Source organism: Nocardiopsis sp. NPDC055879 (genome assembly GCF_053615935.1).
On sequence record NZ_JBSHCT010000004.1, the window covers coordinates 43,024 to 69,240 of the forward strand.

The window sequence follows — 26,217 nt, forward strand, 5'->3', positions numbered from 1 at the left end:
GGGTGCGGTCGAGCGAGCTGGTGGCCAGGGTCGATTTCGAGGACGACGTCACCGAGGAGGAAGCGGACCGGCACACCCGTGCCCTGGCGCTCCTGTTGGAGGACCTGGACGTCGACGAGGTGCGTGCGGCGGACGGTGAGGCCGTGGAGGGGACCAGGTCAGCGGACCCCGGGCTCCTTGCCGGAGCGGTGCTGGTCAGCGGCGTGCTACTCAAGCCAGTGCTCACGTCCCTGGTTTCCCTTGTGGGTTCCTGGCTGGAACAGAGCGAACAGCGGTCGGTCACGGTCGAGCTGGAGGGCGCCAAGATCACAGTGCAGGGACGGGTCTCACCCGAGGATGTGCAGACCTACGTCCGAGCCCTGCGGAACGACACCGATCGGCCCACGGATGAAACCGTGAAGGACGGCGCCTGATGCGCACGGCGATCCTTATCGGGGTCAACACCTACGAAGAACTCGAAGATCTGCGTTCACCGCTGGCCGACCTACGGGCGCTGGAGCAGGTGCTCCAGGCCAACGGCCACTTCGACCGAGTCCTGGTGTTGGCCGATCCCACCCGCAACGAGGCCAGGGAGGCACTTGAGGGGGTGCTGGGCGAGTGTCGCCCCGAGGATCTCCTGTTCGTCTCGTTCTCCGGTCACGGGGTGAAGGACAATCGTGGCCGGTTGCACCTGGCCTTCCGGGACACACAGCGTAAACGCCTCCTGAACACCGCGATCTCCGCCGAGGTCCTCAAACTCATGCTCCAGGACTCGCGAATGCGCAGCAAGGTGCTCCTACTGGACTGTTGTCACGGCGGTGCCTTCGCCGATGGGTTCGCCACGCGCTCCGGCGAAGACGAGCACATCGACTTCGAACGGGAGCTCAGCGACGGGGCGGGCACCTATGTCATCGCCGCGTCTGGGGCATTGGAGAAGGCCAGGGAGGGCGACAACACCCATGGCGCGCGGCCTTCGCCCTTCACCTCCGCGGTCGTTCGCGGGCTGGCGGGTGCGGCTCCGGACACCAACGGTGACGGCTGGATCGACGCCGTGGAGCTCTACCAATACGTCCACCGTGAGGTGGAGGACGTCGATACCCAGCGCGTCACGGCCTTCGCACTCGGGGTGCGGGGACAACTCGTCCTCGCGCGCCACGCGGGTTCGGCCACGGCCGCGAACCTGCCGGGAGCGACGGACAGGAATGGACGCGCCTCCTCCGAGGGCACAGGTGAGCACGAGGGTGATCCGACCGGGCCGAGCGCCGCGCCGAAACCCCGGGCCACCCACGAGGGGTGGCGTTGGGGCTCCTACCTGGACTACCAGCGCGACTGTTTGTTGCGGCAGAGCGTGCTGCAACAGCTTCCCGACGCCGACGGGCGTGATGTGGTGGTCTGCGACATGGGCTCGGAGGTGTTGCTCAGCGGGTCTGCGGACCGCTGGCGGCTGTCCGAGAGCGCCGAGAACCTCGTTCTGGAAGCGGCCAAGGAGCGTAGGCCGCTGCGCTACGGCTACCCGGCGGTGCTCTTCGACACCGCGCGCCCCGAACATGGTAGCGGGAGGCGTGCCAAACTCGCCCCGCTGTTCGTCCTGGACGTGGAGATGGTCGGGGAACAGAAGGAGCGCTTCCTGGTCCCGGTCGGTGAACCGGAGCTCAACCGGGAGCTGCTGCTCTCGGCCGCCGAGCTCGACGAGGCCGACATCGAGGAGCTCGTCGACTGGTTCCAAGTGGACTGGGCAGGGCGAGGTGTCTCGGGGCTGGCGGACAAGGCGCGTGCGGTCTGTGCCCGATTGAATCTGGATCGTGTTGATGACCTGGTTCCGGGCGAACTGAACAGCGAACTGGACGTGCGGCGTGGCGCGCGAAGGGGTGCGCAGAACGCCGCCGTGTTGTACCGGGGAGATCCGGCGGGGGCGGCCGTCAAACAGCTCATCGGTGACCTGGACCATCGCAAGGCCAACGCGATCAGGATCGAGACCATCGCGGACACGGCACTCGGGGTGCTCGCGGAACCCCGTCGGATCATTCAGGAACGGGGTTCGGTGACGCCGGTGGTCACCGGCCTCAGCAACGCGGCGCAGGAGGAGATCCTGGCATCGGCGATGAGCCGGACCCTGACCGTTGCCACCGGGGCACCGGGCACCGGCAAGACCGAGCTCATCACCTCCGTCGTCACCACCGCGGTGGTAGCCGGCCAGTCCGTGCTCGTGGCCTCCACCAACAACACCGCCGTGGACGAGGTCGTCGGCAAGGTCAATCGTCTCGGTTCCCAGGCCGACCTGGTGGTGCGCACCGGCAACCAGGAAAAACGGGGGAACGAACGCGACATCCTCAACGGGCTGCTCGCGGCGGAGTGGGACAGCGTCGATGTCCATACCGCGCATGAGCGCCTGTCCATGCGGCAGCGGAGGCTTCTCACGGCGCAGGACGACCTGGCCGCCGTGGAGGAGACCGAACGGCGTCTGACGATGTTGGCCGACACTCGCCGTAGGCAGATCGAGGAACTGCCTGGCGGACTGAGCCCGGACACGTTCCCAAGGCATCGGGACGTGGAGCGTTGGGCCGGCACCGTCGCTTCCGCCATGGAGAGCCGGTGGTCCGGATGGTGGCATCGATGGCGCACACGCCGGGGACTTCGGGTGGCGGGCTCCGACCGGGAGTTGGTCGCCATCCTGAGCTTCCTGACCACCGAACGCGAGTGGATCGGGCTGCTGGAGGAGCTAGGTGCCCGACCCCGCCCCGAGGACGTGGCCGACACGGTTCGCGCCCTGCGTGACGAGCGGCGACCGGAGAGCACGGAACTGCTGCTGGGCAGAGTCGCCGAGGCACTGACCTCAGGCAGGCCCGTCATCGAGGAACGTCTGCGCAACCTGGATTCGGGTGCGTCCGGGTGGAAGGGCATGAAGAACCTGGTGCGCACCGTCCGGGCCTGGGCCACCACGTCCCGCTCGGTGCGCGGGGTGTTCCCGCCCATGCCGGGCCTGTTCGATCTGGTGGTGGTCGATGAGGCGAGCCAGTGCACCGTCGCGGACCTGATCCCCTTGTTGTATCGGGCCAGGAGGGCGCTGGTGATCGGGGATCCGCACCAGCTACAACCGGTCAATCGGCTCAGCGACCAGGACGACCGCAGGATCCAGGTCGTCCATGGACTGCGCGCCGACGAACTCGACGATCGCTCGCTCACCTACACCGGCTCTTCCGCCTACCACGCCGCGGCCTCGGCACTGGCGGCTGGCGGCGGCGAGGTGCTCTGGCTCGACGAGCACTATCGGTGTCACCCCGACATCGTCGCCCCCGTCAACCGGCGCTTCTACGGTGAACGACTCGCGGTACGCACCGACACGGTGGGTCTCACCGCTCCTGAGGATCCCGCAGCTCGATGGATCGACGTGCGTGGACGGTGTGAACGTCCGGGCGGTCGGTCCTGCCGCAACTCCGAGGAGGCCGAGGCGGTGGTGGACCTGCTCCGAGAGCTGTGGGCGAGCCTTCCGGAGAAGGCCACCATCGGCGTGGTCTCGCCCTTCACCGCCCAGGTGCGCGAGATCGAGCGCAAACTGGGCCAGAGGGCACTCCAGAGGATCAGGGTGGGGACCGCGCACACCTTCCAGGGGGGTGAGTGCGACGTGGTGGTCGTCTCCCCGGCCGCGGCCACCGGTGTGCATCGCTCCAGTGGCCAATGGGCGCTGCGGCAGCAGAACCTGTGGAACGTGGCCGTGACCCGGGCCCGCTCACGTTTGTACGTCGTGGGTGACCGGGCGTACTGGGCCGACCAGGGAGGGCTGCTCTCCGACTTCGCCGACGGTTCGATCGAGCCCGTGGACAAGGCGTCCGGCGATGCTCGCAGCCGACTGTTCGAAGCACTCGTTGTCCGAGGAGCGGAGCCCAGGGTGCGTCAGAGCATTGGAGGATACGTGTGCGACCTGCTGGTGAGCGGGGCCGCCGGTGAGACGGCGGTGATCGTCGACCGTGCGGGCGTCGGCACCAGTATGTCCCTGGGGCCGGGCCGTACACTGCAACGAACCCTGGACCACGCGACCCTGTTCGAGAAGGTCTCGGGTCTGCGCACCGTGCGGGTCCCCGCCTGGCGTTGCCTGGCCGAACCCGAGGTGGTGGCAGGGGAGATCGTGAAGGAGAAGGGTGGAGCGTCCTTAGCGCGGTGAACCTTTGTGGTCACCGCACCAGCGATGTTTCAGGTGGCGGGTGAGTCTTGGGTGGATAGTTCCAGGGCCAGTTCCATACAGCGTTGGCGGGCCGGGGAGAGGTCGTAGGGCATCTTGCCGATGGCCTCGAACGCGCTCATGGAGCCTGCCGCCCGCCTGCCGGAGCCGAGGTCGGCGGGAGCGGGGTGCAAAGCGTCCCAGGCGTCGAAGAGGGCGTCGTCCTCCTCCTCCAGGCCGGACTCCTCGATGACGGCCAGCAGGGCGCTTTCGAAGGCGTGCCGTTCGGCGGCCACCCGAGCCACCCGTGGATCATCGACGGCGACGCCGTCGTCGAGCGCCTCCTCGGCTTCATCGATGCGGTCGGAGTCCTCCCGCAGGGTGGGGTGTGTGGCCAGGGCGATGAAGCGGGTGGCCTGGACGGCCGCGCCGAGCGGGCCGAAGATCCGTTCGGTGACCAGCAGGGTGTCCAGGTCCGCCTGACGCAGGGAGCCCTCGGGCAGGCTCTTGAGACGGTCGGTGACGAAGTCGGAGAGCAGGCCCATCCGGCTGCCTTCGGTGCGCATCCGTTGCACGGCGGTCCGCTTCCGCCGCAGTTCCGCCTCCTGCTCGGCGAGGGTTTCCTCCAACCGCTCCAGGATGTTCGCGATACCGTCTCCGCTGCCTGCGCCGGCGGAAGTCGTGCCGGTGGTGAAGGCGTCACGGATGTCGTCCAGGGCGATCCCGGCGTCGGCCATCTTGCGAATCCACAGCAGGCGGATCATGTCCTCGTACCCGTAGCGGCGGCGGCCATCGCTTCCCCGCTCAGGCTCGGGGAGAAGGCCGATCTCGTGGTAATGACGGATCGCCCGTGGTGTGCTGCCGGCGAAGGCCGCCGCGTCACCGATCTTGACCTGGCGGGGCGGCATGAAGGACGAATGCATGAGCAGGGGCCTTTCCTCAAGGAACCGGGACGTAGGCCCACCAGACCACATGCCGCTACGGAAGGTGCAACCTCGTGCACACCGCCCCGCGCCGATGCCGGGAGATGCGCCCCGCCTCCGTGATGGCCGAGGGCCCGCGGGGCTCGGGGTGGGGGTCTGTACAAGGCGCCGGTGGATGTGGCATCCTCGAAATTGGGCAGTCGTCCAAGTCGATCGCCCAAATTTGGAAACGGGGGAGTGCATGACCACACGGCGCGCGCACCAGGTGCGGGAGAGCCTGCTCGACGCGGCGGCCGAGCTCATCGCCGAGCGGGGCTGGACCGGGGTGAGCACCCGGGTGCTGGCCGAGCGGGCCGGGGTGGGCCCCGGGCTGGTCCACTACCACTTCCCGTCATTGCGCGCCCTGCTCAACGAGGCGGCCCTGCGCACCATGCGAGCCGTGGCCCAGGAGGGGGCCGCCCACCTGCCGGGCGCCACCGCCCGGGAGGGGATCGACCTGCTGCTCGGCTCCCTGGACGCCTACTCGGGAGAGGACCCCACCTCGGTGCTCTTCACGGAGGCCTTCCTGGCGGCGGGGCGCGACGAGGAACTACGCGAGGCCCTCACCCGGCTCCTGGCGGACTTTCGCACCCTGCTCACCGACTGGATGCGGGCCACCGGGGTCCCCGCCCCCGACACCACCGCCCGAGTCCTGGCCGCGACCGTGGACGGGCTCATGCTGCACCGCCCTCTGGACCCCTCCCTGACCGCCGAGTCCGTCGTCCCCGTCCTGCGCAGGCTCCTGAGCGGAGCCGTTGAGGAGCAACGATGAGCACACCGCACACGTCACGAGCACCGCACGCCGTCGTCGCCGGTGCCGGGATCGCGGGTCTGGCCCTGGCCCACCGCCTGGCGCACCACGGATGGCGGGTCACCGTGGCCGAACGCGCCCCGGGACCCCGTCCACAGGGCTACATGATCGACTTCTTCGGTCCCGGCTACGACGCGGCCCGGATCATGGGGATGCTGCCCCGGATCCGGGAACTGGGCCACGACTTCGACGAGGCCGTCCTGGTGGACGAACAGGGGCGGAGCCGGGCTTCGATCGGCTTCCGTCGTTTCGCCCGGGCCATGGGCGGGTCCCTGGTCTCGATCATGCGCCCGGACCTGGAACTGGCCCTGCGAGAATCCCTGCCCGAAGGGGTGGAACTCGTCTACGGGGCCGCGCTGACCGGGGTGGAGGAGCGACCCGACGGGGTCCGGGTGCGGCTGTCCGATGGTCGGGTCCTGGAGGCCGACCTGCTCGCCGGGGCCGACGGCATCCACTCCACGGTGCGGGGCCTGGTCTTCGGCCCGGAGGAGGACCACCTGCTCCACCTGGGATTCCACACGGGCGCCTTCGTCTTCGAGGACGCCGAGCTGCACGCCCGCCTGCGAGGACGCTTCCTGCTCACCGACAGCCTGGGCGCCCAGATGGGCTTCTACGGCCTGGAGGGGGATCGGGTGGCGGTCTTCACCGTGCACCGCACCGAGGACACCACCCTGCCCGACGATCCGCGGCGGGCCCTACGCGAGGCCTGCTCGGGCCTGGGGTGGTCGGTGCCACGGGCACTGGAACGGTGTCCGGAGCCCGAACACGTCTACTACGACAACGTGGCCCAGTCGCGGATGGACACCTGGTCCAAGGGGCGGGTGGTGCTGCTGGGAGACGCGTGCCAGGCGGTGTCGTTGTTGGCCGGACAGGGCGCCTCGATGGGTGTGGGTGGGGCGTTCGTGCTGGCCGAGGAACTGGCTCGGGCGGCAACGGTGCGTGAAGGACTGGAACGCTACGAGGCGCGGTGGCGTCCGGTGGTGGCCGAACGTCAGCGCGCGGCCCGCACCGGGACCTCCTGGTTCCTGCCCGAAACCGCACTACGACTCCGGTTGCGCCGTCTCGTGCTGGGGTTGGCCGCCCTGCCGGGTGTGGACCGCTGGGTGGCCTCGGCGATGTCGGGCAAGCCCAGCCGGGTGGTCGAGGACCTCGCCGCCACGCCCCTGGTCGAACCGATCGGGGGCGTGGACGCGAGTCCAACGGAGGGCCGGAGCGGGTTCGAAACGCCCCGGCCGTGAGGCCGCGGCCTCAGGTGTCGCAGCTTCGGCAGCGGCGTGTGGCGACCCGCTTGGTGTTGCCCTTCGTGGCCTGGGCGGGGGTGCTCTCGCCCAGGCGGCGCCACAGGAGCGGGTCGGGGTCGTTGATCCAGCCCCACATCGGCGCTTCGATCTCGGATTCGGACTGATGCCCGCACCCTGGGCGGTGCGCGATGCCTCTGGGTGAGATGAGGATGGCGCCGCGAGGGAAACGGGCCTCCTTCGAGGCGGGCCCGGGCTCTTGCCCGGATCGGCTGCGGGCCTCGCTCACGAGTGAGCACGCGCAGCCGCCCCCGATGGGGAGTTCGCAGAAATCACAGCGTTCCATGGTCCGATCATGCCCTGTTCTTGTGACGAATGGGCCTCGCGCCGCATCCCCGGGCCCGTTCGTTGAGCGGAAGGTGGCGGGAATCTCCTCTTCAGAGGCGGTCTCGGCCCCCATCCCAGGGTCCTCCACCGCGGGGCCGACCGCTTCAGTCGGCGGGACGTGGCTCCTCCGGGGCCGCGCGGGCCAGGGCACAGGCGTCGATCGGCTGCTGCACGAGAGGCCCGTACAGGTCCAGCACCGCATCGCGGGAGACCTCGTCGGTGGGGAACAGCCCCAGCAGCCGGACCCCCTCGGCCAGACCGATCAGTTGGCAGGCGATGGCGCTTGCGTGGCGGCGATCGGAGGTGGTGTCCCCGATCAGGTCGCCGAGGCGGGTCAGGAACCGCTCCCGCACCTCCTCGCGGGTGCGGTCGGGGTCGGGCGACTCGCGCACGTGCGAGACGGCCACCAGCAGGGGGTCGCGCACGTCGTGCTCGCGCCGGGTGAGGACCTTCTGCACCAGAGCGCGCCCGAGTTCGGAGCGGGGCAGGTCGAGTTCGGCCAGTGGGATCTCGTTGGGCCCCAGCTCGTTGAACAGCTCGGCCTTGCTCCGGTAGTGCTTCATCACCAGAGAGGGTGAGACCCCGGCGGCGGTGGCGATGTCGCGGATGCTCACCTTCTGGTAGCCGTGTTCGGAGAAGAGCGCTCGCGCCTTGTCGAGGATGGTGCTCCGACTGTCGGTTCTGCTCACGGTTCCACCTTCTCCTGGACCTCCTTGACGACCTCGCGTACCGGGGCGGGCCCGGTGACCACATCATCGCCCTTCTCGCCGCGCTCGCGAGCCGGGATGATGGCCCCGAACAACACACTGGCCACGCACACCGCCAGGCCGAGCCCGTTGGCGGTGAACATGGCCTGGGCGGAGGGGAACACCGCGCCGTTCACGGTCACGGTCAGCGAGGCGAAGACCAACGCCACCACGGCGCTGCCGCTGGAGGTGCCCATGGAACGGACCAGGGCGTTGACGCCGTTGGCCGAGGCGGTCTCGTTGCGGGGGGAGGACGCCATGACCAACGCCGGCATGGCCGCGAAGGCGATGGCGCTGCCGACGCTGACGAGCATGTTGCCCATCATGATCTCCCACACGGCGTCGTTGTTGAACATCCGCCACAGGTAGGTCACGCCCATCACCACGCCGCCGGTCAGCAGTACGGTCTTTCCGCCCCAGCGGTTGAGCATGCGGGCGGAGATCGGTGAGAAGACGAGCATCATCAGGCCGCCCGGCACCATCGCCAGTCCGGCGACGGCCACGGGCAGGGCCATCCCGTACCCGGTCTCGGTGGGGACCTGGAGTTCCTGGGTGGTGACCAGGCTGTTCAGGAACATCGCGAAGCCGACGAAGTACGAGGAGACGTTGGTGAACAGGACGGGTCGTCGGAAGGCGGTGCGCAGGTTCACCATGGGTTCGCGCATGCGCAGTTGGAGGGGGACCCAGATCGCCAGGCAGACGAGCGAGAGCACGGTCAGGCCGATGACCTCGCCGCTGGTCCAGCCCCACGTCGCGCCCTTGGACAGGGGGAGTAGAAGGCCGACGAGGACGATGGTGAGCAGTAGCGCGCCGACGATGTCGAAGCGTCCGGGGAAGCGTTCGGTGGACTCGTCCAGGGTCAGTGGGATGGCGATCAGGAAGATCGCGCCGACCAGGGCGGTGGTCCAGAACAGGGAGGTCCATCCGAACGCGCCGTAGAGCAGACCGGACAGCGGTAGCCCCAGGGCTCCGCCGATGCCGAGGGTGGCGCTCATCAGGGCGATGCCCCCGGCGAGCTTCTCCCGGGGCAGCTGGTCGCGCATGATGCTCATGCCCACGGGGATGAGGGAGGCGCCGAAGCCCTGCATGGCGCGGCCGACGAGCATCGCGGGGAAGCTCCCGCCGAGCGCCGCGATGAGCGAACCGATGGTCATGACCCCCAGGGACACCAGCAGCATCCTGCGCTTGCCGTACATGTCGGCCATGCGGGAGACGATCGGGGTGGCCACGGCTCCGGTGAGCAGGGTCGCGGTGACCAGCCAGGACGCGTCGTCGGCGGATACGTCGAGGATCTCGGGCAGGTCGGGCAGCAGCGGGATGACGAGTGTCTGCTGCAGTGAGACGACCATGCCACAGAAGGTGAGGATCCCCATGGTGGCCCAGGAGGGCACACGCAGGACGGCCATACTTGGAGCTCCAAAGTGGTGAAGGGGTGCGGCGGGCGAGTGGGGTTCGGGCGCACGAGAAAAGGGGTGAACGATTGTTCACCCCCTTGAGTGAACACCCGTTCACCCCCGTGGGTCAAACGACTCGCGCCCACTGGGACCAAGGTCACCGCCAAGGTCACCTTTCCCGCGCGGGCTCAGAGCAGGGGTCGAAGGTGTGTGTGCGCCCAGGCCGCGAGCGTGGTCGGGGTCGTGGTGAGCACGTCGCGTTCCTGCTCGGGCACGAAGTCCTCACGCAACCCGGCCGCCATGCCGACGACGCCCTCGGCCTGGCCGGCGCTCATACCGACGGAGCGCAGCCCCGCGCGCACGTCGTCATCGGAGACCGGCTCGGCGCGTACCTCGCGCCCCAGAACCCGGCCGAGGATCCTCGCCACCTGGGCGAAACTCAGGTCCTCGGGGCCGTGTACCGCCTGCACCCCGCGTCCCACCCCGCCGCCCGCGAGGAGCCTGGCCGCCGCGACGTCACCGATGTCACGGGGATCGACCCAGGGCATCGCGAAGTCGAGCGGCCACAGGGTGGGAAGGACGCCCTCGCGTAGGGAGTCCGATTCCATGAGCAGGTTCGTGAAGAAGTAGCCGCAGCGCAGGTGCAGCACGTCGGCCTCGGTGGCGTCCAGTGCCTGTTCGGTCCGGGCCAGCCCGTCGATCTCACCGGCCCCGTGCCGTTTCTCCGCGCCCACGCTGCTGAGGAACACGGTGTACCCGATGCCGTTCTCCCCGACCGCGCGGGCCGCGTTGGCTCCCATGCGAGCGTGGCCGGCGATGGGGTCGTCGTCGGGGGTGGGCGGGTCCACCCAGAAGAGGCGGTCGGCGCCCCGGGTCGCGCGCAGGACGGCCTCGGCGTCGCCCTGGTCCCCTCGCACCGTGTCCACCCGTTGCCGGGTGGCCGCGTCGAGTCGGTCGGGGTCGCGCAGCAGCAGGGTGGGACGTACCCCGGCCTGCAACAACAATCGGACGACCCGTGAACCGACCTTGCCGGTGGGCGTGGTGACGACGATCTTTCCGTGTGCGTGTTCGTTTGCCATGGCCGGACGCTACAAGCGATGGCGGTCGATTCCCGTCCGCCACTCGGCGCCGAGTGGCGGACGGGAATCGGGGGCGGGGGCACGGCCCCCACCCCCACGCGTTGGTTCAGGCCCGGCTGCGGGCCTTGTATGCCGCGCGGCGGGCCGCCTTGGCGACCTTGCGGTCCGGGTGGAGCCGGCCCACCGCGTCCAGCACCGACAGCGTCTGGGGATGGTCGCCCCGCCACACCTCGCCGGAGCTTTGGAACAGCAGCCGGGTGAAGGGCAGACCCTCGCCGGCGCCCTCGCTCTTCAACGCGCCGGCCAGGGCGGACTCTCCCGTGTGCAACAGGCCCGCCGCGGAGTCGATCGTGAACCAGAGCCCGTGCGAGCCGATCACCTCCTCGACCTCCTCCGATGGAAGGTCGGGGGCGCCGATCAGGGTGCTCGCCGCGAGACCGGCCACGGCGGGACGATCGGAGGCGAGCAGTACGCGCACCGGGGGCAGGGCCGGACCGCCGAGTGCACGCAGCACCTCGGAGGCGATGATGCGACGCACCGCCCCGTCCCCCGTGGGCTCGGCGCACGCCTCGGCGATCTCCGTCACCGCCTCCTGCGCAGTGCGAAGGGCGGCCCACGCCTTGATCTCCGCCACCCGAACCTCGCGGGGGAGCCGGCGCAGCGCGTCCAGGAGTTCGACGGCCCCGGCCCGGGCCAGGCCGCCGAGCAGCGGCGCGTCGACCCCTTCGGCCAGGAGCATCCGCCGTACCCCGTACCGGCCGAGCGGGGTGAGCACGGCCGCGCAGACGATCTCCGAGTCCCGAGGGCCCGAAACCGACTCGTCCAGGGTCAGGGAGTAGATGGGGAGCAACCCCCTTTCCGGCGCGAACTCCGCTCGCGCTTCCCCACCGGTGTGGTCGACCAGCCGGATACCACCGTTGGAGCCGATCCCGAGCGCGGTCTGGTACAGGGTCATGTGCGCCATCCGACGCGAATGGTCGATGAGTTCCGGGGACGCGCCGCTCAACTGGGCACCGGGTCGGGCCAGCTCCTCGATGATGGTCGAGGCCAAGGTCGACAGGGAGACCTCCGTCTCGTCGGGCTCCGCGTACAGGTCGTCCAACAGGTCCCGGATCAGACCCGAACCGAACCGGCCGACGTCGAACAGGTCCTCCGGGTCCGGGTCGCCGGCGATGGCCCGCTCGAACAGGGCGACCCACAGGTCCAGGGTTCGCCGGGGGGACGTCCCGTCCCGGACCTCGGGGCAGGCCCGGGCCCGCCCCGAGTCGACCTCGATCAGGCCCAGCGCCACCGCGGTGCGCCACAGCGCCAGGAACTCGGGCAGCTCCCGGGCGGCGCGCAGCCGCTTCAATTTCTCCGCGCGCTCGGCGGCCTGTTCCTTCGTGGCACCGGGCCACAGGTCCAGGTCGCTCGCCAGCGCCCGGATGTCGTCCGGGCGGGGCACGCCCGTCCCCGTCAACTTGCGTTCGGCGGTGAACCAGTCGGCCAGCGCCAGCAGTTCGCGCAGTGGCCAGGTGTCCCGTGCGGCGAGCGCCAGTTCCTCCTCCGGCGGTAGGGTCACCGGCCGTACCCGTGCCCGTTCCGTCGGCTCAGTGGTCTCCTGACGCACCAATGTAACTCCCCGTTGTCGAATTCCTACTTTCGGTGTCCACTTCTATCGGTCGGAGCACCGCCATGTGGGGCTTTCCGAACACAGGGGCGCGTCGTCGGGCCGCGACACACCTGATCGAGCCCGGGGCGAGGCCGGTGAACGACCGCGTGTGTTCCGGGTGGCGCCCCGGCGATCTGACAGGCGCCACCCACCCGTCCGCGACGAGGATCCGCTACGTGTCGAGGGGGCTCATGTCCCCGCGGCCCTCGGTGCGCCGATCCCCGGGTCGATCCGCACGGGCCCCGACTTGGCGGGCCGCACGTCGAAGTCGAAGATCGCGGTCGGAAGGTAGACCGTGGCGCACGCGTTCGGGATGTCCACCACGCTGGAGAAACGCCCCTCGATGGGTGCCGCGCCCAAGAGCAGGTAGGCCTGCTCGGGGGCGTACCCGAACCTGGTCAGGTAGTCGATCGCGTTCAGGCAGGCGCGCTGGTAGGCGAGCTGGGAGTCCAGGTAGCGCTGTTCGCCGTCCTCGGTGACCGAGATCCCGGAGAAGGCCAGCCATTCGGAGTACTGGGGCGGCGTCTTGCCGGGCATGAAGACGGCGTTCCCACTCACCCCGTACGTCTCCATGCCGCCCTTGATCAGGTCCAGGTGCAGGTCGATGTACCCGCTCATCTCGATGCCACCGCAGAAGGTGATCTCACCGTCGCCCTGGGAGAAGTGCAGGTCGCCGACGGAGAAGTTCGCCCCGGAGACGAAGACCGGGTAGAACACGCGTGTACCCCGGGTGAGGTTCTTGATGTCCTGGTTTCCGCCGTTCTCCCGGGGCGGGGCCGTCCTGGCCGCCTCCGCGGCCACCCGGTCGAACTCCGAGCCGCTCAGGCTCCCCAGGACCGCGTCCCGTGGTTCGGGTGGCAGCGCCAGGGGCGGCAGCCGGTCGGGGTCGGTCGCGATCAGATCGCCCTCCCTGCGGTTCCAGCGCGCGAGCATGTCCGCGGAAGGGGCGGTGGCCATCAACCCAGGGTGGGTGATGCCGGTGAACGACACCCCCGGGACGTGCCTGGAGGTGGCCACCTCGCCGTGGAAGTCCCACACCGCCTTGTAGGCGTCCGGGAAGCGGTCGACCAGGAACGATCCGCCGTTGCTCTTGGCGAAGATACCCGTGTAACCCCAACCCTGGCCGGCCAGCGGTCCGGAGTCCTCCTGCGGTAGCGGTCCCACGTCCAAGACGTCGACGATCAGCAGGTCGCCCGGTTCGGCGCCCTCGACCCCCACCGGACCGGACAGGGCGTGCACCTTGGACATCGGGGCGTCGCGGATGTCCTCGGCGGAGTCGTCGTTCTTGATCGCGCCGTCGAACCACTCGCGACAGTGCATGCGAAACGTCGATCCGGGGCGCACCCGAACGGCGGGCGGGATGTCGGGGTGGTACCTGTTGTGGCCGATGACCCGTTGGTCGGTGAACGGCTTGGACGAGTCGAGCGGAAACAGGAGTTCGGGCATGGTCGAGTCCCTTCCAGGCGGACGACCTCAGGGCTTGGGAAGTCGTCGGTGTGTCGGATCGTTCGTGAAGCGCGCTCCGGGCCGCCCTGCCCGGGGTGGTGGCGACCGCACCACGTCCGGGGCGTCCGCGCTGCGTTCGGCGCGTTCGTAGGCGCTCCTCACGGCTCCGCGGGAGCGGTTGAGCATCGGCGCGCCGAACACCCGACGTGCCGGCCGGTGACAGGTGGGACAGGGCAGGGTCGAGGGCGCGGTTCCCATCGCCGCCTCGATGTCGATGCCGCCGTGTTCCCCGCACTCGAACCGGTACTCGGCCAAGACGACCTCCTCGTCGGCGAATGTTCCGAAGATCCCGCTGATCGCGCGGCATGACCCACCCCGACGCGGTCGGGGTTGAGCGTGATGACGTTATTGCGGAGTGTAATCAAGGGTCGCCGACGTGGCCCGCAAGCGACCGCGTGTGTTCCGGGTGGCGCCTCGGGGACCCGAGAGGCGCCACCCCTTCGCGAGGAGGATCCGCTACGCGCCGAACCCGCGGATCCGGTGCTGCATGACCTTGTAGGGCCAGCCATGGTCGGTGTTCCACTGACTGACGCTCAGGTGCAGTTCGTCGGGGGTGGAACCGGGGATGATGTAGCCGCCGTAGAGCTGGGCCACGTGGGAGTCGTCCTCGTGGCCCCACGTCCCGCCATGGACGAGAGTGCGTCGGTGGGCCGTGTGCAGGTTCGACGTGGGGGTGTCCATGATGATGCCGTCGATGCGGTAGCCGCCCGCGTCGAACCAGGTCAAGACCCATTTTCCGGCCATCGGGCGCAGACACATCTCCCCGAACGCGCCGTCGAGGATCGGGGTGGGCGGGTTGCCCCAGCCCCACACGCCCTCGCGGTACCCCCAGGGCTCGTATGCGGCCGGGTCGGCGATGGCCGCCGTGGGGACCCGGTGCATGATGATCGGCCGGCTGCGGTCGAAGGAGGTGGAGTAGACGTAGACGTATCCGTCGTCGCCCTCTGCCCAGGTGAGCAGCTGGAACAAGCCGTCGTGCAGGTGGGCGTCGAAGTGCGCGTCGGTGTGCGTCCAGGTCGCGCCGGAGTCGTCGGAGCGCCAGATCTCCGTCCACACCACGTTGCCCAGGCCGTTGTTGACCATGGCGTGCAGGTACATGGTGTCGCCGATGGTGATGACGTCGGAGGGCAGGACGGTGGTGAAGACCGGGTTGTCGTGGTCGTAGTGCCACAGTTGCTCGGCGGCCTCACCCCCGACCGCGCCCGACCACTGGACACCGGCGTCGAGGTCGGTGGTCGTGGAGTACAGGGCGGTGGGGGAGCGCCACCAACCGCCGCCGACGGTGGCGCCCTCGAAGCTGTCGCCGAAGACGAAGAGCATCCGCCCGTCGGGGGTGCGGACCGGGATGCCCAGGTCGGTGGCCTCCATGCGAAAGCGCGTGGTCAGGCCGGGGCCGGTGAGGTCGCCGATCTTGGTGACCTCCAGGGCTTGGCGGGAGGAGGCTTCGTCGGCGCCGGCGGGGGAGCCCGTGCCGAGCAGGAGTCCGGACCCCAGGAGGGCGCCGGCGGAGGTGCGAAGGAACGTGGACCGGTCGATCTGCGGGGGACGAGGGGTGCGGGGGTCGATCATGGTCACTCCTACGTGCGAGTGGTCGAACGGTCAGGATCGACAGCCGCGGATGTGGTGTCAACCAGAGGAAACGGGGCCGGTGGGGCGCCCGCGGAGCCGTCACGGACCGGTTCGCGCGCGAAACCCGACGGTGGCGCGCTGTTCGCGGGGGTCGGCAGGAGAAGTAGGAAACCAACATGATTTGCGGGCTCGTTGGTCGAAAATTAACTGATCCGTTATCCGAAGCCCCGGTGTGCTCGCCGCGTCCTCCTGTTTCACTGAGGCGGCGGCCACGAAGAGGTGGCCGGCCCCCGCACCCCAGGAGTCGTCTTGAGCTCGAACCCCCCGAACCGGCGCGCCCTCCTCAAGAGCGTCGGCGGACTCTCCCTCGGACTGGCCGTCACCTCCGGCGGCCTCTTCGCCTCGACCTCGGCGGCCCACGCCGAACCGGTCACCCGGAACCTGCCCGCCCCAGACCACGCAGGGCTGCGCCTCGTGGACCACAACGAGGACGACCCCCGCATGTGGTACTACCGCTTCGAGACCGACGAGATCGGCTGGAACCCCGGCGTCAACGTCCTCGTACCGGACGGCTACCGGGACGACGGCCGCACCTACCCGGTCCTGTACCTACTGCACGGCGGCGGCCCCGGCTCGGACTTCATCAGCTGGGACCGCACCGGAATCCGCGAACTCTCCCAGGACAAGCAGATCATCATCGTGATGCCCGACGGCGGGCCCTGCGGGTGGTACTCCAACCCGGTCACCTCCAACGTGGGTCCGCGCAACTGGGAGACCTTCCACATGAACCAGGTCCTGCCCTGGGTCGACGCGAACTTCCGCACGCACGCCGAGTTCGACGGCCGCGCCGTGGCGGGTTTCTCGATGGGCGGCTTCGGAGCGCTCAAGTACGCGGCCAAGTACTACGGCCACTTCGCCTCGGTGAGCTCCTACTCGGGACCGGCCAGCACGCGCCGCGACCTCGGGGTGGTCACCCACTGGGCGAACTTCACCTCCGCCGCCTTCGAGCTCGGTGGCGGCATGGTCTACGGGGCGCCGTGGGACGAGGCCCGGGTCAGCGCCGACAACGCGGTGGAGAACATCGAGCGTTACCGGGGCAAGCGCGTCTTCCTGGTCGCGGGGAACAGCCCCGAGCGCTTCGACCTGTTCGACCGGATGAACGAGGAGCAGGTGCTGGCCGGGCAGCGGGAGTTCCGTGCCGCCCTGGACGAGGCGGGCATCCCGCACGACTCGCACGAGCCGGACGGCGGCCACTTCGTCCGCCCCGACCTGGTGCGGCGCGACCTCGACGGCATGATCGAACGGCTTCGCTCGGCGGGGTAGAGAGGATCGCGCCGGTCGGGACACGTCCGGTCGGGGGCACGGGCGCGGCCCCGACCGGGCGCGGTCAGTCCCGTGCGCCCGGATCCCGATCGGTTCCCTCGGAGGACGAGTCGGGGACCCCACCGTCCTCGGCCTCGGTCTCGTCCTCGGCCCGCCCGGGATCGTCATCCGCCACGGCCCTGGCCGGCAACAGCGGGTGCTCGGCGACCTCGTAGCGCCGGATGTAGGTGCCCAGGAACGCCTGAAGGCTCGCGCCGATCGGCAACGCGAGCAGCGCGCCCGGAGCGCCCAGCACGGCCACGCCCGCCAGGACCGAACCGAAGGCCACGGCGGGATGCATGTCCAGGGTCTTGGCGGTGATCCGCGGTTGCAGCAGGTAGTTCTCGAACTGCTGGTAGACGATGACGAACACCAACATCCACACCGCCGGCCACACACCCTCGACCAGCGCCACCAGCACCGGGACCGCGCCGCCGATGTAGGTGCCCACGGTCGGGATGAATTGGGACAGCACCCCGATCCACAGCGCCAGCGCGAAGGCGAAGGGCACGTCCAACAGGATCAGCACCACGTAGTGCGCGGCACCGCAGATCAACGCCAACAGCGCGCGGGAGTACAGGAAGCCGCCGGTCTTGGCCACGGCGATCTCCCAGGCCCGCAGTACCTCGCGCTGGGTGCGCGGGGGCAGGACCGAACAGATCACCCGGCGAAAACGCGGGCCGTCCGAGCACAGGTAGAAGGTGAACAGCGCGACCGTCAGCGCGTTGAACAGCAGCACCAGAAGGGTCGTTCCGGCTCCCCACACGTTGTTGGCGATGCCGGTGGCGTACTGCTCGATGAGTCCGCTGACGCTGGAGACCTCGTTGAGCAGCGTGGTGGGGGAGTAGGAGGTGTCGAACGTGCCGTTGACCCACCTCAGGGCGGCCCGGACCATCGACGGGACCTCGGAGACGAAGGCCAGGACCTGACCGATGAGCATGGAACCGAGCATGCTGAAGAACACGACGGCCACCACCAGCACCACCAGCATCACCGCCCCGGTCGCGGGTCCGCGCGGCCAGCGGTGCCGGTGCAGCCAGTTGACCGCCGGTTCCAGGGCCAGGGCCAGGAACAGGGAGATCAACAACAGCATGAAGAGGTTCTGCAGCTTGAGGAACAGCCACAGCCCGACACCGAAGGCCATGACGATCCACAGGGCCAGCAGCATGGCGCGGGGCAGCCACCGGGGCATGCCGCCGCCGCGGTCGTGGCGCGGGGCACGGGGTGGGGAGGGGCTGGTGGACACGCGGGATCTTCCTCACTGTGGACTCGGTACGGCGGGACCCTTGCCGGACGGTGAGGGGAAACCGGCCCTGGAGCACGGGGGCGCGCTCGGTGGTCCTTCGCCGACCTCGGCGCGGGGCGCCGACGTCGTTCTTCGGCAGAACGAGGTCCACCGTACCGACACCGAGGGCGTGCGAGGGGCCCACCGGTGCACGGGAGGGGTGCGTGGGAGGTTGCGCGGGAGGTGAGGGGCGGGGCCCCGGGGGAGGGCGAATGGACGTCCGGGGGAGGGGCGCGGGCGTCCTTCCCCCGGGGGACGTCAAAGGTGCGGGGTCAGGAGGGTGAGCAGGTCCTGGTCGCCGCGGTCGGTCAGGTGGGCCATGAGCTCGGGCGCTTCGGCGTCCTCGGGCAGACCGACGGCATGGATCAGGGAGGACAGACCGTCGGTGAGCGAACGCCCGGCCAGGTACAGGGCGGCGGCGAAGGGATCGTCGGGGACGGCGTCCGCCTTGTGGAGCCGGCACAGCACCCGTCCCTCGGTGAGGGTGATGAAGGCGTGGTCGCCGACCCGGGCGTCCTCGACCAGGAGCAGGGGGCGGATCGAGTTCATCAACGGCTGGTTCTTCCACGCCGCTATGGAGGGGCGATCACCGATGCGCACCGGCAGGCGGCAACCCGGACCCATCCCCACGCTCACGGCGAAACCGCTGGGGATCGGAAAGCCCGACCCGCGCAGGTGTTCGCCGTTGAGCTCCACCCGAAGCCACCACGACCCCTCGGTGTCGCGGAAGCAGCGCCGGGTCCGCTCGACCACCCGCCGGGGCCGATAGGGGGTCCGCGCCGCCACGAGACCCGGTAGGGCCACCCAGCCGGGGCGGGGGCGGGTGAACTCGCTGCCCGCTGCCATGGCGCGGATCGAATTCTCGGTGATGTCGAACCAGTCGGTGATGCGTTCGATGAGCGTGCCCACGGGCATCTCACCGCCCGCCTCGACCAGTTGACGGCGCATCGTCTCCTCCAGGCCGAGGTATTCCCTGCCGCCCCAGGCACGGAGTCCGAACAGCCGTCGGTCTCGGCGCATGATGCGTTCGTCGCCGTGGACGCGTTCCCGGAAACCGGATTCGTTGAAGCCGGTGCCGACCCGTTCGAGGAGTTCGTCGAAGTGCAGGGGGCGTCCGACGGCGGTCAGCACGGCGAAGGCCTTGTCGGGGAGGTTTCGGCCCCAACGCACGAGGTGGCCGTCCATCACCCGCGCGTGCGGCAGCGTGGACAGCCACCCCAGGGCGTGCTCTTGGGGGACGCCGCCTTCGAGGGGCACGCGTTCGGCCTCCTCCAAGGGGATCACGGTCCGCTCGGCCAGTTCCTCGGTGAGCCTTTTGACCAGGGCCGTGGACTCCTCGGAGGTGATCCAGCCGTCGACGACCCGGTGGCCGGGCAGCAGCCTCAACAGGACCTCGCCCACGCGCAGGTCGAGGGAGGGGAGGACGTCGGGGTACTCGGGGGACAGGTCCCAGAAGGCGTCGAGCGGGGTGGCCACACCCAGGTTCCTCGACAGTTCGGGCAGGTGCGCGGCGGTGCGTGCGCCTCGTGCGCCCTTGAGTCGGGAGCGCACCTCCTGGGCGACCTGCTTGTGGATCTGCCGGATGCGTTCGCGGGTGACCCCGAAGCGTGAGCCGAGGGTGTCCAGGGTCTCGGAGTCCAGGGTGAGGACCCGGCGGCCGGCCACGGCGCGGCGTCGGGGATCGGCGGTGGCGAACCACCCCTCGATCTCGGTGAAGAGGGGGCCGGTACCGGGGCCGGTGGGAGGGGCCTCCCACGGCAGGTGGTCCAGCGCCGTCAGGTACAGGTCGTGCAGGTACTTGTGGGCGCCCTCGGGGTCGGGCCACTCGTGCGGGTGGGTGGCCAGGACGTCGGGGTGCTCACCGGTGAGGTAGAGCGCGGGCATGATCTCGCCCAGGGCGAGATCCTCCCAGTGATCCAGGGTGAGGTGGGCCAGGCCGGTGGCCAGGTGGTCGGGGCCGACGGTGTGCAGGGCCCGGGGCAGGGTCACCTGCCGCCACCAGTGTTCCTCGAAGAGGTCGGGATGTCCCAGGGCCTGCCGGACGGATTCCTCGCAGGTGTCGTCGAGGGGTGGGACGAGGTGGGCGAGACGGATGTCGAGGGACCTGGACAAGGGCGACCTTTCCGTGGTCGGGGGATCGGGAGATGACGGTTCGTGAGGTGGGAACATCACACGTTCCTCCCACGCGCGCGTCACCCGGGACGGGGTTATGCGGGATACGCATAGCGGTTGCCGGGGTGCCGCCTTCGTTCCACGTAGGTGATTCGGTCCATGGACGACATGTTAAACGAGCGGTTCGGCGGCGTTTCCCCGCCCGTTTTCGGTCCGCCCGAAGCCAACGGTTACGGCATCGGACAGGATTCGCGGGTCGGCCTCGGATCCATGCGGGAACCACGGAAGCGCTCCGGCCGCGCCTTCGCCCGTCCGCGGCCCGGATCCTCGTCCCCGACGACCGGGACCGCCACCCCGATCGGTACGATCCTCGGTGAGCCGAGGACCTGGTCGGCCGGGGTGTGGGAGGAACGGAACGTTGTTGTACGCGGGCACCTTCACGATCGTCGCCCACGATCGAAGCAGCGGCGCGTGCGGGGTGGCGATCAGCAGCCGGATGCCGGCGATCGGAGCGTTGACGGTGTTCGCGCACGCGGACTTCGGCGCCGTCGCCACACAGGCGCTCATCAACCCGCTGTTGGGGGTGGACGCCCTGGAACTGTTGGGTTCACGCCCCGCGGCGGAGGCGTTGGAGGGGGCACTGGCCAAGGACCCCGACCCCGACTCGCGTCAGGTGGTCGTGGTGGACCGGCAAGGCCGCTCGGCCGCGCACACCGGAACCATGACCCACCCCTGGTGCGGTCACCGGACCGGGGACGGCTTCGCGGTGGCGGGCAACATCCTGACCGGCGCGGACACCCTCGACGCGATGGTCCACGCCTGGTCGACGAAGTCGGACCTCACCTTCGACGAACGGCTGCTCAGCGCCCTGGAGGCGGGGCAGGCCGCCGGAGGCGACCGCAGGGGCAGGCAGAGCGCCGCCTTGTACGTGCACATGGGCAACCCCTACCCCTACCTGGACCTGCGGGTGGACGAACACCCAGACCCGGTCGCCGAACTGCGCAGGGTGCACGGCGTGGCCCGGCGGGAGCTGCTGCCGTTCGTGGCGGCCCTGCCCACCAGGGCCGACCCGGGCGGCTCCTTCGAGCGGCTCCACGAATGACCGGGCGGCGTGAGGTCGGCCACGTGCCGGGGGCTTCTAGGGCGTGTTCCGTGGATGCTGCCCGTCGCGAGCGGCGCATCCAGTGGTGCCGGCACAAGGCCGAAGAAGGAGTCAGCCCGGGTTTGGCTGTCGACTGATGAGAACGCTGTGACGGTGCCGCTGGGGCGCCGTGCAGCAGGGTACGTATTCGCGGAACACGCCCTAGCCTGGTGGGATGACCGAACCTGCCTACTCGGCCCCGCTCTCACCTCGGCTGGTGGCGGCCATCCTCGACATGGATCTGCCCCAGCACCTGCTCGACGACCTGGCCCAGACCCCCGACCAGACGGGGGACATCCTCCTGGGCGCCGCGGCCGAGATGCGCGAGCGCCGCCCCGACCTGGCCCGTCGGGTGCTCGACCTGCTGCGCGAACACGCCCCCGAACCCGACTACCGCCAGTACGCCACCCACATGTTGGCGGGCCTGCTCCGCTCCCAGGGCGCGGTGGCGGAGGCCGACGGACTCATCGACGAACTGATGAGCCCGGGGGTGCTGGGCCGGCCCATGGCGGCGGTGCTCGCCGACGAGTTCGCCGCCGACGGGGACCTGGATCGTGCCCTGTACTGCTACAACATCGCCTGTCGCAGCATCCTCGCCGAGCCGGTGGAACTGCTGGAGCGCATGGATCCCGTGGGTTTGTTGCCGCTGATGGGCCGCGCGCGGGTGCGTGAACGACTGGGGCTGCCCGCGGACGAACACGATCGCGCGGTGCGCGCGGCGGATGGGGCCGGCCCCTCCTTGGAGGAGGAGATGGGTCTGCTGGAGGAACCCGTCGAGGAGGCCCCCGACGCCCGGGTGGTGGTCGTCGGACGGGCCCGGGAACACTACTCGGGGTTCGAACGCGCGCTGCGCGAAGGCGGGAACGGGCAACGGATCGTTCTGGCCGAGCAGGCGGAGATCGACGCCTACGCGGGCGAGCACGGACTCGACCCGGCGGCGGAGGAGACACGGAACGCGTGGGCGCGCACCCTGCCCGAGGACCGCGTGGTCGCCTGGCCACCGGAGCGCAATCGGCCCTGCTGGTGCGGTTCGGGCCGCAAGTACAAGAAGTGCTGCGGATCCCCTTCCGCGCGCTGACCGGTCGACGCCGCCGCCATGGGCGCGAGCGGGCAGGTACCGGTGAGCGGCGCGTCCCGTCGGACGGGGGTGACCTGGTCCAGGGGCCGGCCGACCTCGCGGCCACCGGCTCGGGCAAAACCCGGGTATAGGTTCGCGTGATTCGTGGGACTCATGCGTCAGCCGACTCACCATCGGGTAGCGGAGCGTGTGCGACGCAACCGAAAGTCATGGGCTGTAGCCGTGTGTCATATCGACGCGCGTCGGCAACCCGTACGCGTGAGGGAGAGCCATGGCCAAGGAAACCAACCCGATCAAGGCGGCGGTCGACAAGGTCGCGGAGGCGGTCTCGGAGGAGAAGGACCCCGCCGCGGACATCCCCGGCCGCCCGACCGAGCAGCCTCCGTCCCTGGAGGAGCCGACCGAACCGCGGGCGCCCCTGCCGCCCAAACCCGACCAGGACAAGCCGGCCTCGTACACGGCGACGGGCCGCCCGGTGGAGGGTCTGGCCGACTCGCGCTCCCAGGAGAGCGCCTACCTGACCAACGCCCAGGGCACACGGCTGCCCGACTCCGACCACTCGCTCAAGGCGGGCCCCCGCGGTCCGGTGCTCCTGCAGGACCACCACCTGCGGGAGAAGATCATGCACTTCGACCACGAGCGCATCCCCGAACGTGTGGTGCACGCCCGTGGAGCCGGCGCCCACGGTGTGTTCAAGGGGTACGGGACGGCCACAAGCGTCACCAAGGCCGCCTTCCTGCGCAAGGACGTGGAGACCCCGACGTTCACGCGGTTCTCCACGGTTGCCGGTTCCCGGGGGTCGATGGACACCGCACGCGACACCCGCGGCTTCGCCACCAAGTTCTACACCTCCGAGGGCGTCTACGACCTGGTCGGCAACAACATCCCGGTGTTCTTCATCCAGGACGCCATCAAGTTCCCCGACGTCGTCCACTCGGTCAAGCCGCACCCGGACCGGGAGATCCCCCAGGCCCAGAGCGCGCACGACAGCTTCTGGGACTTCCTGTCCCTGCACACCGAGGCGTTGCACCACACCATCTGGTTCATGGCCGACCGCGGCATCCCGCGCTCGTACCGGACCATGGAGGGCTTCGGCGTCCACACGTGGCGGTTGGTCAACGAAGGTGGCGAGACCACCCTGGTCAAGTTCCACTGGAAGCCCAAGGCGGGTGTGCACTCCCTGGTCTGGGAGGAGGCGCAGCTCGTCGCCGGCGCCGACCCCGACTTCCACCGCAGGGACCTGGCCGACGCGATCGAGGCGGGCGCCTACCCGGAGTGGGAGCTGGGCATCCAGACCTTCCCGGACACGCCCGACCAGACCTTCGAGGGCATCGACCTGCTGGACCCGACCAAGATCGTTCCCGAGGAGCTGGCGCCGGTCCAGCCGATCGGCCTGCTCACGCTGAACGCCAACCCGTCCAACTACTTCGCCGAGACCGAGCAGGTCGCCTTCCACCCGGGCCACCTGGTGCCCGGCATCGACGTCACCGACGACCCGCTGCTGGCCGGGCGCCTGTTCTCCTACCTGGACACCCAGCTCACCCGACTGGGCGGGCCCAACTTCGCGCAGGTGCCGATCAACCGTACGCACGCGCCCGTCAACGACATGCTGCGCGATGGCATGCACCAGACGGCGGTGCACGAGGGGGTCGCTCCGTACAAGCCCAACAGCCTGGACGGCGGCTGCCCCTTCTTCGCCGGCGCCGAAGAGGGCGGGTACGTCGAGGTCCCCGCGCGGGTGGAGGCCTCCCGGCGGGTCCGAGAGGCGCCGGAATCCTTCGCCGACCACTTCAGCCAGCCACGCCTCTTCTGGTTGAGCCTGTCGTCGGTCGAGCGGGAGCACACCATCTCCGCGTTCACCTTCGAACTCGGCAAGTGCTACGAGGACGCGATCAAGGAACGCACCCTACGCGCGCTCGCCGAGGTCGACCCCTACCTGTGCGAGCAGGTGGCGGGCGGACTCGGACTCCCGGCGCCCAAGGCCACCCGGGAACTCGAATCGCCCGCGCCCAGTCCCGCGCTCTCACAGTTGGGCGGCACGTGGCCGACCAAGGGGCGGGTGATCGGCGTCATCGCCGACGATGGATCGGACCTGGACGTGGTCCGCGCACTCAGGGACGAGATCTTCGACGGGGGCATGGTGCCGCTCGTGGTCGGCCCCACCGGTGGGACGCTCGGCGCCTCGGGCGATGACCCGATCACCGTGCAGCGCAGCTTCGCCACCGCCCGGTCCATCGAGTTCGACGCGTTGATCGTGGCGGGGCTCCCCGCCGCGGGGGACGACGCCAACCCGTCCCGTGACGGCAAGGCGTGGACCGGAGGCGCCGACACCGCCGTCGATCCGCGGGTGTCGCTCATGCTCAACGAGGCCTACCGGCACGCCAAGGCGCTGGGCGCCCTGAACGTGGCCCGGCCGGCGCTCGACGCGGCGGGGGTTCCCGTGGAGTCACTCGGTGTGGTCGTGGGCGACCAGGGCGGGACCATCCTGCGAGAGGTCGTCGACCTGCTCGGACGGCACCGGGTCTGGGACCGGTTCCCCACTCACGCCTGACCGGGGGTGGACGCTGTGGTCCCCGTGGAGTGAACGCTCCGCGGGGACCACAGTCCTGGTGGCCCTATCTGGCAACGAGCTCGTACGGGGCTTGGGGCACAGGGCCCGCCGATCACGGACGGTTCCTGCGATATCGTCGCAGGTGAATTCGGTGCCGGATTTCTTTTGGCGGCGGGTTCACAAAACCCTGGTGCGAGAAGACCGAATGGCGAACGCCAGGCTCTCGTGGCGCACCTCCTCCCGTCTCCTCACGGGGGCGAGAGCAAAGGAGCACGTGCACGGGTGCACTTCGTGCTCTCAGTCGCGCAGGCGGTCCAGTTCGGAGCGCAGCTCGTCGACGAGGGACAGCGCTCGGTCCAACCCCGTGTCCGTGCCCTTGTCCGTGCCCGTGTCCAGGGTCTGGGCACGGCCCCGGTCGGGACGGGCCAGGGACGGCCCCGGCGCGATGTTCACCTGTTCGGTGGACCCTGCGGCCTCGATGTCGAAGACCACCCGGTCCGACCGGTGCCAACTCTCGAACCACTCCAGCGGGGTACCGGACCGGTCGAAGGTACCGCCCTCCAAGAGCAGCAGCGGGGAGTTCTCGGCCACACCGAGCTCCCTGGCGATCCCCGGGTCGGCGGGGACCGCCCGAATCTGGCGTCGGCCACCGGAGGGCACCACGCCGAAGTACGACTCCATGAGCCGGTGCAGTGAGGAGTCGGTGAGCATCTCGGCGTCCAGCCCGGCGAACCGGTCCGCGGGCAGCCAGGTGCGCACGTAGGACAGGGGGTCCCCGTCCACCGAACGCACCCGCTCCAGACGGAGCAGGGAACGCGTGCCCAGGTGTTCCTCGGCGGAGGGCACCCCCGAACGCACCGGGTCGAGGGAGACCACCTTCGTGGAGAGGGCGAGCCCCTCGGCGGAGAACTGGTCGAACAGGCCGGTCACCCGCTGCACGAGACGGTGGTGTTCGGCGCGTACCGCGGCGACCGCCGCCCGACCGTGCGGGCGACGGACCACACCCTCGTCCTCCAGGGTCGACAGCGCCTGACGCACGACGCTGCGCGAGACACCGAAGCGTTCGCGCAGGGCGGCCTCGCTGGGCAGGGTCTCCCCGGGGGCGATCGTATGGTCCTGGATCTGCGCGCGCAGCACGTCCGACACCTGGGAGTGCAGTGGGCGCGGGTCGGAGCGGTCGACAGGCATGACGGCCATTCTAGGCAGTGCG

20 protein-coding genes are annotated in these 26,217 nt (G+C 69.9%); 8 read left to right on the top strand and 12 right to left on the bottom strand.

The genetic code is table 11. The features are described 5' to 3' along the window. Positions 1-2 precede the first annotated feature (2 nt). Positions 3-413: a hypothetical protein gene (locus ACWGKS_RS05700; RefSeq protein ID WP_358513401.1), complete on the top strand. Its 411-nt coding sequence runs from the start codon at positions 3-5 to the stop codon at positions 411-413. Further along, the gene (locus ACWGKS_RS05705) at positions 413-4,138 is read left to right on the top strand and encodes a caspase, EACC1-associated type (RefSeq protein ID WP_358513403.1); all 3,726 of its coding nucleotides are present in this window, start codon (positions 413-415) and stop codon (positions 4,136-4,138) included. Before ACWGKS_RS05700 ends, ACWGKS_RS05705 begins: the two co-directional genes overlap by 1 nt. 29 nt (positions 4,139-4,167) lie before the next feature. Here the strand turns inward: ACWGKS_RS05705 and ACWGKS_RS05710 are convergent, their stop codons facing one another. Beyond that, positions 4,168-5,058, bottom strand: coding sequence for a MerR family transcriptional regulator (locus ACWGKS_RS05710; protein ID WP_358513405.1), 891 nt, complete (start codon positions 5,056-5,058; stop codon positions 4,168-4,170). Between the two features lie 241 nt (positions 5,059-5,299). On the opposite strand from ACWGKS_RS05710, the gene ACWGKS_RS05715 reads away from it, so the two are divergent. After that, the gene (locus ACWGKS_RS05715) at positions 5,300-5,869 is read left to right on the top strand and encodes a TetR/AcrR family transcriptional regulator (protein ID WP_358513407.1); all 570 of its coding nucleotides are present in this window, start codon (positions 5,300-5,302) and stop codon (positions 5,867-5,869) included. Then, positions 5,866-7,146 carry an FAD-dependent monooxygenase gene (locus ACWGKS_RS05720; protein WP_358513409.1) on the top strand — a complete coding sequence of 427 codons (1,281 nt, stop codon included), beginning with the start codon at positions 5,866-5,868 and terminating at the stop codon, positions 7,144-7,146. Before ACWGKS_RS05715 ends, ACWGKS_RS05720 begins: the two co-directional genes overlap by 4 nt. Before the next feature lie 10 nt (positions 7,147-7,156). Here the strand turns inward: ACWGKS_RS05720 and ACWGKS_RS05725 are convergent, their stop codons facing one another. The 8 genes from ACWGKS_RS05725 to ACWGKS_RS05760 form a co-directional block, all read right to left on the bottom strand. Beyond that, complete coding sequence (locus tag ACWGKS_RS05725) at positions 7,157-7,492, bottom strand: hypothetical protein (protein WP_358513411.1); 336 nt, start codon at positions 7,490-7,492, stop codon at positions 7,157-7,159. 145 nt (positions 7,493-7,637) lie between these two features. After that, positions 7,638-8,222 carry a TetR/AcrR family transcriptional regulator gene (locus ACWGKS_RS05730; RefSeq protein ID WP_452521882.1) on the bottom strand — a complete coding sequence of 195 codons (585 nt, stop codon included), beginning with the start codon at positions 8,220-8,222 and terminating at the stop codon, positions 7,638-7,640. Beyond that, positions 8,219-9,685, bottom strand: coding sequence for an MFS transporter (locus tag ACWGKS_RS05735; protein WP_452521883.1), 1,467 nt, complete (start codon positions 9,683-9,685; stop codon positions 8,219-8,221). The genes ACWGKS_RS05730 and ACWGKS_RS05735 overlap by 4 nt, the downstream gene beginning before the upstream one ends. Positions 9,686-9,861: 176 nt before the next feature. Next, positions 9,862-10,752 (bottom strand): NAD(P)H-binding protein, encoded by an 891-nt coding sequence (locus ACWGKS_RS05740; RefSeq protein ID WP_358513417.1) that lies wholly within the window; start codon positions 10,750-10,752, stop codon positions 9,862-9,864. Between the two features lie 106 nt (positions 10,753-10,858). Further along, positions 10,859-12,313, bottom strand: coding sequence for a hypothetical protein (locus tag ACWGKS_RS05745; RefSeq protein WP_358513419.1), 1,455 nt, complete (start codon positions 12,311-12,313; stop codon positions 10,859-10,861). 279 nt (positions 12,314-12,592) lie between these two features. After that, on the bottom strand, positions 12,593-13,849 hold the full coding sequence (gene fmdA / locus ACWGKS_RS05750; protein WP_452454863.1) for a formamidase: 1,257 nt from the start codon (positions 13,847-13,849) through the stop codon (positions 12,593-12,595). A gap of 27 nt (positions 13,850-13,876) precedes the next feature. Beyond that, positions 13,877-14,164, bottom strand: a complete 288-nt coding sequence (locus ACWGKS_RS05755) for a hypothetical protein (protein WP_452454864.1) — start codon at positions 14,162-14,164, stop codon at positions 13,877-13,879. A 201-nt stretch (positions 14,165-14,365) separates the two neighbouring features. Then, a complete protein-coding gene (locus ACWGKS_RS05760) occupies positions 14,366-15,478 on the bottom strand; it encodes a DUF4185 domain-containing protein (RefSeq protein WP_358513425.1) in 1,113 nt (370 codons plus the stop codon). A gap of 309 nt (positions 15,479-15,787) precedes the next feature. Between ACWGKS_RS05760 and ACWGKS_RS05765 the strand changes: the two genes are divergently transcribed. Further along, positions 15,788-16,801, top strand: a complete 1,014-nt coding sequence (locus ACWGKS_RS05765; RefSeq protein WP_358513427.1) for an alpha/beta hydrolase — start codon at positions 15,788-15,790, stop codon at positions 16,799-16,801. A 64-nt stretch (positions 16,802-16,865) separates the two neighbouring features. On the opposite strand, the gene ACWGKS_RS05770 is transcribed toward ACWGKS_RS05765, so the two are convergent. After that, positions 16,866-18,086, bottom strand: coding sequence for an AI-2E family transporter (locus ACWGKS_RS05770; RefSeq protein ID WP_452521887.1), 1,221 nt, complete (start codon positions 18,084-18,086; stop codon positions 16,866-16,868). A 297-nt stretch (positions 18,087-18,383) separates the two neighbouring features. Next, the gene (locus ACWGKS_RS05775) at positions 18,384-20,237 is read right to left on the bottom strand and encodes a sigma factor-like helix-turn-helix DNA-binding protein (RefSeq protein ID WP_452521889.1); all 1,854 of its coding nucleotides are present in this window, start codon (positions 20,235-20,237) and stop codon (positions 18,384-18,386) included. 421 nt (positions 20,238-20,658) lie between these two features. Between ACWGKS_RS05775 and ACWGKS_RS05780 the strand changes: the two genes are divergently transcribed. From ACWGKS_RS05780 to ACWGKS_RS05790, 3 genes are all read left to right on the top strand, one after another. Then, positions 20,659-21,339 carry a DUF1028 domain-containing protein gene (locus ACWGKS_RS05780; RefSeq protein ID WP_358513435.1) on the top strand — a complete coding sequence of 227 codons (681 nt, stop codon included), beginning with the start codon at positions 20,659-20,661 and terminating at the stop codon, positions 21,337-21,339. Positions 21,340-21,553: 214 nt separating this feature from the next. After that, on the top strand, positions 21,554-22,456 hold the full coding sequence (locus tag ACWGKS_RS05785; protein ID WP_452521891.1) for an SEC-C metal-binding domain-containing protein: 903 nt from the start codon (positions 21,554-21,556) through the stop codon (positions 22,454-22,456). Positions 22,457-22,727: 271 nt separating this feature from the next. Further along, entirely contained in the window at positions 22,728-25,007 is a 2,280-nt protein-coding gene (locus ACWGKS_RS05790; RefSeq protein WP_452521893.1) for a catalase, read from the top strand. Positions 25,008-25,304: 297 nt separating this feature from the next. On the opposite strand, the gene ACWGKS_RS05795 is transcribed toward ACWGKS_RS05790, so the two are convergent. Then, the gene (locus ACWGKS_RS05795; RefSeq protein WP_452521895.1) at positions 25,305-26,204 is read right to left on the bottom strand and encodes a GntR family transcriptional regulator; all 900 of its coding nucleotides are present in this window, start codon (positions 26,202-26,204) and stop codon (positions 25,305-25,307) included. Between the last annotated feature and the right edge of the window lie 13 nt (positions 26,205-26,217).

What these genes read in the sequence shown, in the direction of transcription:
- ACWGKS_RS05710 (WP_358513405.1), bottom strand. Translation starts at nt 5,058, where the DNA reads ATGCATTCGTCCTTCATGCCGCCCCGCCAGGTCAAGATCGGTGACGCG.
- ACWGKS_RS05705 (WP_358513403.1), top strand. Translation starts at nt 413, where the DNA reads ATGCGCACGGCGATCCTTATCGGGGTCAACACCTACGAAGAACTCGAA.
- ACWGKS_RS05720 (WP_358513409.1), top strand. Translation starts at nt 5,866, where the DNA reads ATGAGCACACCGCACACGTCACGAGCACCGCACGCCGTCGTCGCCGGT.
- ACWGKS_RS05735 (WP_452521883.1), bottom strand. Translation starts at nt 9,685, where the DNA reads ATGGCCGTCCTGCGTGTGCCCTCCTGGGCCACCATGGGGATCCTCACC.
- ACWGKS_RS05785 (WP_452521891.1), top strand. Translation starts at nt 21,554, where the DNA reads ATGACCGAACCTGCCTACTCGGCCCCGCTCTCACCTCGGCTGGTGGCG.
- ACWGKS_RS05715 (WP_358513407.1), top strand. Translation starts at nt 5,300, where the DNA reads ATGACCACACGGCGCGCGCACCAGGTGCGGGAGAGCCTGCTCGACGCG.
- ACWGKS_RS05760 (WP_358513425.1), bottom strand. Translation starts at nt 15,478, where the DNA reads ATGATCGACCCCCGCACCCCTCGTCCCCCGCAGATCGACCGGTCCACG.
- ACWGKS_RS05740 (WP_358513417.1), bottom strand. Translation starts at nt 10,752, where the DNA reads ATGGCAAACGAACACGCACACGGAAAGATCGTCGTCACCACGCCCACC.
- ACWGKS_RS05725 (WP_358513411.1), bottom strand. Translation starts at nt 7,492, where the DNA reads ATGGAACGCTGTGATTTCTGCGAACTCCCCATCGGGGGCGGCTGCGCG.
- fmdA (WP_452454863.1), bottom strand. Translation starts at nt 13,849, where the DNA reads ATGCCCGAACTCCTGTTTCCGCTCGACTCGTCCAAGCCGTTCACCGAC.
- ACWGKS_RS05795 (WP_452521895.1), bottom strand. Translation starts at nt 26,204, where the DNA reads ATGGCCGTCATGCCTGTCGACCGCTCCGACCCGCGCCCACTGCACTCC.
- ACWGKS_RS05790 (WP_452521893.1), top strand. Translation starts at nt 22,728, where the DNA reads ATGGCCAAGGAAACCAACCCGATCAAGGCGGCGGTCGACAAGGTCGCG.